General features: G+C 59.0%; 3 protein-coding genes. All 3 read right to left on the bottom strand.

What is annotated here, in order from left to right:
* Positions 1–535 precede the first annotated feature (535 nt).
* From Q6D67_RS17380 to Q6D67_RS17370, 3 genes are read right to left on the bottom strand one after another with little or no spacing between them, the layout of a single operon-like run.
* Complete coding sequence (locus Q6D67_RS17380; RefSeq protein WP_304706941.1) at positions 536–3637, bottom strand: efflux RND transporter permease subunit; 3102 nt, start codon at positions 3635–3637, stop codon at positions 536–538.
* A gap of 15 nt (positions 3638–3652) precedes the next feature.
* Positions 3653–4636 carry an efflux RND transporter periplasmic adaptor subunit gene (locus Q6D67_RS17375; RefSeq protein WP_304706940.1) on the bottom strand — a complete coding sequence of 328 codons (984 nt, stop codon included), beginning with the start codon at positions 4634–4636 and terminating at the stop codon, positions 3653–3655.
* The gene (locus tag Q6D67_RS17370) at positions 4633–6003 is read right to left on the bottom strand and encodes a TolC family protein (protein ID WP_304706939.1); all 1371 of its coding nucleotides are present in this window, start codon (positions 6001–6003) and stop codon (positions 4633–4635) included. The genes Q6D67_RS17375 and Q6D67_RS17370 overlap by 4 nt, the downstream gene beginning before the upstream one ends.
* Positions 6004–6222 lie beyond the last annotated feature (219 nt).

The following is a 6222-nucleotide window of genomic DNA, read 5'->3' as shown; positions in this document are numbered from 1 at the left end:
GGCACAACCAGAGGCCGCCTGAGGGATGAATCTGGAGACCGGAATTACACCACTTGACGGGACACTACCCGGGTATATCAGCGAACTGGCCGACGACTTACCATAGATTCTGGAATGACTACCTGGGTATCAACAAGGGTTGCGCCTTCGTGACCCGACAGTGCGATCGCGCAGGGGCCGAAACACGGCATCGGTGTCGATATCCACGGGGCGCGTTTATCCTTGGTCTCGGCGGGCACATGGACATGGTCATGACTCATTGGATCAAGCTCGTGTGGTGCGTGGTAGAAAAAGGACTATCCCCAGCTGTATAAGGGCTTTGGGCGTGGCCTGGTATTGCATCCATTTAGCTACGCCATATTCGATCACGCCGTGCTCTGGCAACCTTGGTAAAGCTTCTGGCTTTTGTTTACGCATCTTTCTTCACAATTTCCAGAAACTCCGCGAGGGATACTTCTGCCTCCTTCTTGGTCGGATAAGGCCCGATGTGGTGTTTGATATAGGCTTTGACTTCTTGCATGACAGTATCTCCGGATTAGTGGGGCTCATTTATATCGTCGGGCTTGTCGGCAAACCATTGATACAGCGCAGGTATAACCAATAGGGTAAGAATAGTGGCGGTCACCAAGCCGCCGACAACAACGGTGGCCAGTGGCCGCTGCACTTCGCTGCCGGTGCCGGTGGCGAACAGGAGCGGAAAAAGCCCCAGAGCGGTTGTGATGGCGGTCATAAATACCGCCCGCAGCCTGGCACAGGCCGCCCGCACACTCGCTTCGGCAATCGACACCCCATCCTTGACCAGTTCATTCAAATAGCTAACCAATACCAGCCCATTCTCCAGGGCGATACCAAAGAGGGCGATAAAGCCCACTGACGCAGGCACCGAGAGGCTCTGGCCGCTGAGCCACAGGGCAACGATACCGCCCACCAGCGCCAGCGGGATATTGAGCATGATCAACAGGGCGTTGCGCAGGGACCTGAAATTGACGAACAGCATCAGGAACACCAGGGCCAGGGTGATCGGCACCACGATCATCAGGCGCTTGTTGGCCTGTTGCTGGAGTTCGAACTGCCCGCCCCATTTCAGAAAATAGCCCGGCGGCAAATCCACTTGCTGCGCAATGGCGGCATCAGCCTCGGCCACGAAGGAGCCGATGTCCCGATCGCGAACATTGGTCTGGATGGTGATAAAGCGCTGATTGTTTTCACGGGTGATCTGGCGCGGTCCCACCACCTCCTTAATGGAGGCCAGTTCTTCCAGAGGTATGCGCTGCCCGGTGGCGTTCTTGATAATCAGCTGGGCGATGACATCGGCCCGATTGCGCGCGGCTTCCTCAAGGCGCAGGTAGATGTCAAAGCGGCGGATGCCCTCGAACACCTGTCCGGCCTCGCTGCCACCCACAGCGACGCTCAGGGTGCGCTGTACATCGCTGACATTGAGTCCGTAACGGGCGATTGCAGCCCGGTCCAGCGTTATGCGCAGTTGCGGTGTACCGCCGATCTGGTCACGCTGAACGTCCTGGGCACCGCGGACAGTGCGCATCACCTGTTCAATGGCTTGCGCCTTCTCCACGAGCACATCGAGGTCATCGCCAAACAACTTCGCAGCCAGTTCAGCCTTGGTGCCAGTCAGCAGTTCATCAACGGCCGCGGCAATGGGCTGGGTAAAGTTAAATTGGGCACCCGGGAAATTCGCAAACTTTTCGCTCATGGCCGCGTATAGGCCATCCAGTGTCTCTGCACTTTGCCACTCATCCTGGGGTTTAAGGGCGACGAAAATCTCCGCGTTGTTCACCGGGTCCGCGTGGGCGCCAACTTCGCCCCGGCCGATGCGCGACACCACCTGGGTGACTTCCGGAAACGCCGCAAGCAACTGGCGCTCGAATACATTGATGGTGGTCTCGGCTTTTTCCAGGGAGATGGAGGGCGCCATGGTGGCGCGGATCAGCAGATCTCCTTCATTGAAGCGCGGCACAAACTCCGAACCCAGACGTGGGGCAACGACGATGCCGATAAGCAGCACCACGGCAGCGAGAGACACCGCTATCCAACGCCGGGCAACCATGGCGTGAACCAGTGGCTGGTAGCCTTTGAGCAGGAAGCTGATGATGTCCTTGCGCGGTTTATCAGGGTCTGTCTTGGGACGTCTCATCAGCAGAGACGAGGCCACTGGCGCCACGATCAGGGCATAGAGCAGCGAACCGAGCATGGCCACCGCAACCGTATAGGCCAGCGGACGGAAAGTGGCACCTTCCACGCCCTGCAGGGTAAACAGTGGCAGAAACACGATGATGATAATACTGATCGCAAACAGAATAGGCCGCGCCACCGACTGACAGGCCCGCGCTACCACGTGCATGCGCGATTCGTCCGGCGAGGATTCGCGTAACATGCGGTCGATGTTCTCCACCACCACCACCGCGCCGTCCACCATCATGCCGATGGCAATGGCAATCCCACCCAGGGACATCAGGTTGGCGGAGATGTTGAAAAATTTCATGGCCAGAAAAGTGAAGCCGACGGAAAAAGGAATCGACAGCGCCACCACCAGGCTGGGCCTGAGGCCGCCCATAAACGCCAACAGCACCAGCGCCACCAGAACGATGCCCTGCAGCAGGGCGTTGATCACCGTGCTGACCGCTGCCTTGACCAGTGTCGCCTGGTCGTAATAGGGCTGCACCTCGATACCTGCGGGCAGGTTGTCGTTGATCGTGGCCAATTCCTGCTTGACCGCGGCAATCACCTGGGAGGTATTGCTGCCGATCAGCTTCAATACCATGCCCACAACGACTTCGCCTTCACCGTTCTTGGTGGTGAGGCCACGCCGGATTTCGCCGCCGATCTCCAGCTCAGCGAGCTGATGCAGATAAACCGGGGTGCCGTCGATGGTTTTTACCACGATGTTGCGCAGGGCCTCCAGATCCGTGGCCAGGCCCACCGAGCGCACGATGTACTCCTCATCGTTCTTGACAATGAACTGGGCGCCCGCATTGGCATTGTTGGCCTCGATGCGCTCCTTGATGGCGGGCAGAGACACGTCGTAGCGGATCAGCGCGTCGGGGTCGATACGCACCTGGAATTGCTTGACCTCACCGCCGATGGAGAGGACTTCGGTAACGCCTTTCACCGTTTGCAGGTTGAACTTGACGATCCAGTCCTGGGTTTCACGCAGCTCGGTGTTGCTGTATTGCCCGCTGGTGTCCTCCAGCACGTAGAACAGAATCTGGCCCAGCCCGGTGGTGATGGGGCCCATCACCGGCTCGCCGAAACCGTCGGGAATAGCCCCCCGCGCCACCTGTAGCCGTTCGCCCACCAATTGGCGGGCAAAGTAGATGTCAGTACCGTCCTCGAAATAGATGTTGACCACTGACAAACCGAAATTGGAGATCGAGCGCACGTGATCCAGCTGCGGCAGGCCATTCATGGCGCTCTCGACGGGGTAGGTGACGTATTTTTCCACCTCCTCAGGCGCAAGGCCTTCGGTTTCCACAAAGACCTGCACCAGCGCCGGAGAAATATCCGGGTAGGCGTCAACCGGCAGGGTGCGATAGGCAAAGTAACCGCCGGCAAGCATCGCCAGAGAAATCACGACCACCAACAGTCGGTTCTCCAGCGCAAAACGAATAAGAGTTTGCATACGGTTCTTCCGCGATTAGTGGTTGTGACCGGCTTCGAATTCGCTCTTCTGCAGCTGTGCCTTGAGCACGAATCCACCCGCGGCAACATACCGTTCGCCCGCTTCCAGCCCCGCCAGGATTTCCACGGAGTCGCGGTCTTCGCGCCCCAACCCGACTTTGCGGGGTTCCCAGCTTTCGTCATGCTGAACGAATATTGTGGGCTTGCCCTCAACATCGATGACGGCGGTTTTGGGGACCACTACCGCGGCAGGATATTCACCCAGGGTAATCCTGCCTTCAACGAACATGCCCGGTTTCCAGTTGTTGTCTGTATTGGCGAGGAAAACCCGCGCCAAGCCTGTGCGCGTACCTTCGTCCACCAGGGGAGCGACATAATCGAGACGGGCCCCCACCGGCGCAGGACCGTGGCTGGTGCTAATCCGCACGGGCTGTCCCGTTTTTGCCAGTGGCACCTGTTTGGGGTAGAGGGCGATATCCACCCACAGCGTGGACAGATCAGCAACAACGAAGGCAGTATCATCGGCCGCCAGATGTTCACCCAGGGTGACGTGGCGTTTGATGACGACACCGTCGATCAGGGATTTCAGCTCAAAGCGGGACAGTGTTTCCGAGCTTTCTGCGGTGGCGAGAATATCTCCAGCTTTTACCCGGTCCCCGGTTTTTGCCTGTACCTTGACGATTTTGGCCGAAAAGCGCGGCGTGATATGCGCCACGGCTTCCTCGTTCAGTTTCACTTCGCCTGGGAGTGATACCTGCTGGAGAATCACCCCAGCCTCGGCGGTGGCGATTTCACCACCAAAATCCCTTAAGAGACCGGCATTAAAGGTCAGTTCAGGCTCTTCAGTCTCTTCATGACTGGCTTGATCCGTGGTTTCTCCGGCATGGTCGCCTGCTCCGTCGGCGTGATCCTCCGCGGCGGCTGTCGCGATAGTGGCGCCGTAAGGTGACCATGCGACGATCAACAATCCACTAACTACATGGCGCAATAGCTTGTTCATTCTGATTCATCCTGTTGCAAAAAAGACGCGTGGTCAGCGGCGCCACCGAGCATGGGTAGGCGCAGTTCAGACCGGAGAGGATTGGCCGCATTCGGGGGATACAGTGATTCGCGTTCTCCCGTCAGCGGCTGGCCAGTCAAGGTCTCCAGGGTGATAAGGGTTTGGTGAAAGTCGGTGGCGGCCGTGACGGCCTCGGTTTCGAAGGACAGCAATTGGCGCCGGGCTTCTACCAGTTCCAGGTAGGAAAAGCGCCCATCGCCGTAGCCATCCTGAACCAGAGCCAGTGCCTGTTGCGCCTCGGGCAAAATCTGCTCTCGCAACACGGTCACCCGTTCCCGGGCCTGTTCCAGCTGGGCGAAGGCATTGCGCAGTTCAGTGAAGACTTTTACCCGTGTGGCCTTCTCCTCCAGGTCAAGTTTTGCAAGGTCTTGCCTTGCGGCGGTGATGTCGCCCTGATTGCGATCGAAGACGCCAAGGGGCATGGAGAACTGCACCACCAGGCCTGTATCCCCGGTTTCCTCAAACCTTCGAATACCGGCGCCTACCTCGATATCCTGCCGGCCCCGGGCGATGGCCAGGTCCAGCTCGGCTTGGCGCAACCTTGACAGCGTCATGAACCGTTGCAGCTGAGGGGCCTGTTCCAGTTGGAGCTGGATACTGCTGAAGTCAGGAACCGGGGCCAGGGCGAAGAGTTCGGCCTCCACGCCGCTGAAATCCGCCTCGGCCTGCCCCCACAAGCTCGCCAGGCGACGCTTGGCGTTAGCCAGGCCCACCTTGAGAGTACTCACCGCCAGTTTCGCTTGCATCAGGTCCGTGCGGGCACGGCTGAGCTCGGCCCGGCTGGCGCTACCGGCGTCAAACCGCTTCTGGGCGACAGCTTCCGCGGTGGTGGTGAAGTCGACGACTTGCTGGGCGAAGGCCAGCAGGCTCTGGGTTTGCACCACCTCCAGGTACCGGCTTGCCGCCGTGGAGAACACGTCCAGGCGGGCAAGTTCATAGTCGCGCTCAATGGATTGGCGACGCCATTGGCCGACATCCTGACGCAGCGGGCGTTTACCGCCCATTTCAATGACCTGGCTGAGTGCCAGGGTGGTTTCCATGGCGTCGATCCCGGAAAGCTCGCCGCTGCCGGCGAGATTCTCTACCTCGAGTGAAACCCGCGGGTTGGGCCGAAACCCCGCCTGCAGTGCCCGCGCCTCGGCCGCGCGGACATCGTAGGGATAGTGGGCCAGTTCAGGATTGTCACTGAGCACTCGGGCAAGCGCCTCGGGTAACGTCAATGTTGTGTAGTCGCGGTCCGCGGCAAAGATCAGCCCGGAAAAGCCAATGAGCACGCTGCCTATCAATAAGCGCGCTGTCCGGTGCATCAGGTTTGAGCCTGAATCCGGTCGATAACGGAATAGCATGAGCATGAATCACCTCACGAGAAGATTTTTGAAAAATCCTGGTGCCGGTCGGGGGACCGGAAAACGTGAGGTTATGCTTTAGGAGGGCGGAGAATACCAGCGATGGGTGGTGAGGGGTGGTCTGCCGTAGAGAACCGTGAAGCCTGATTGGGAGACCAGGCAGGCAAGGTGGGCATCTGC

This window comes from Haliea sp. E1-2-M8 (assembly GCF_030649675.1).
GTDB lineage: Bacteria > Pseudomonadota > Gammaproteobacteria > Pseudomonadales > Halieaceae > Haliea.
Note: the sequence above shows the minus strand (reverse complement) of the source record. Positions and strands in the feature narration are given on the sequence as shown.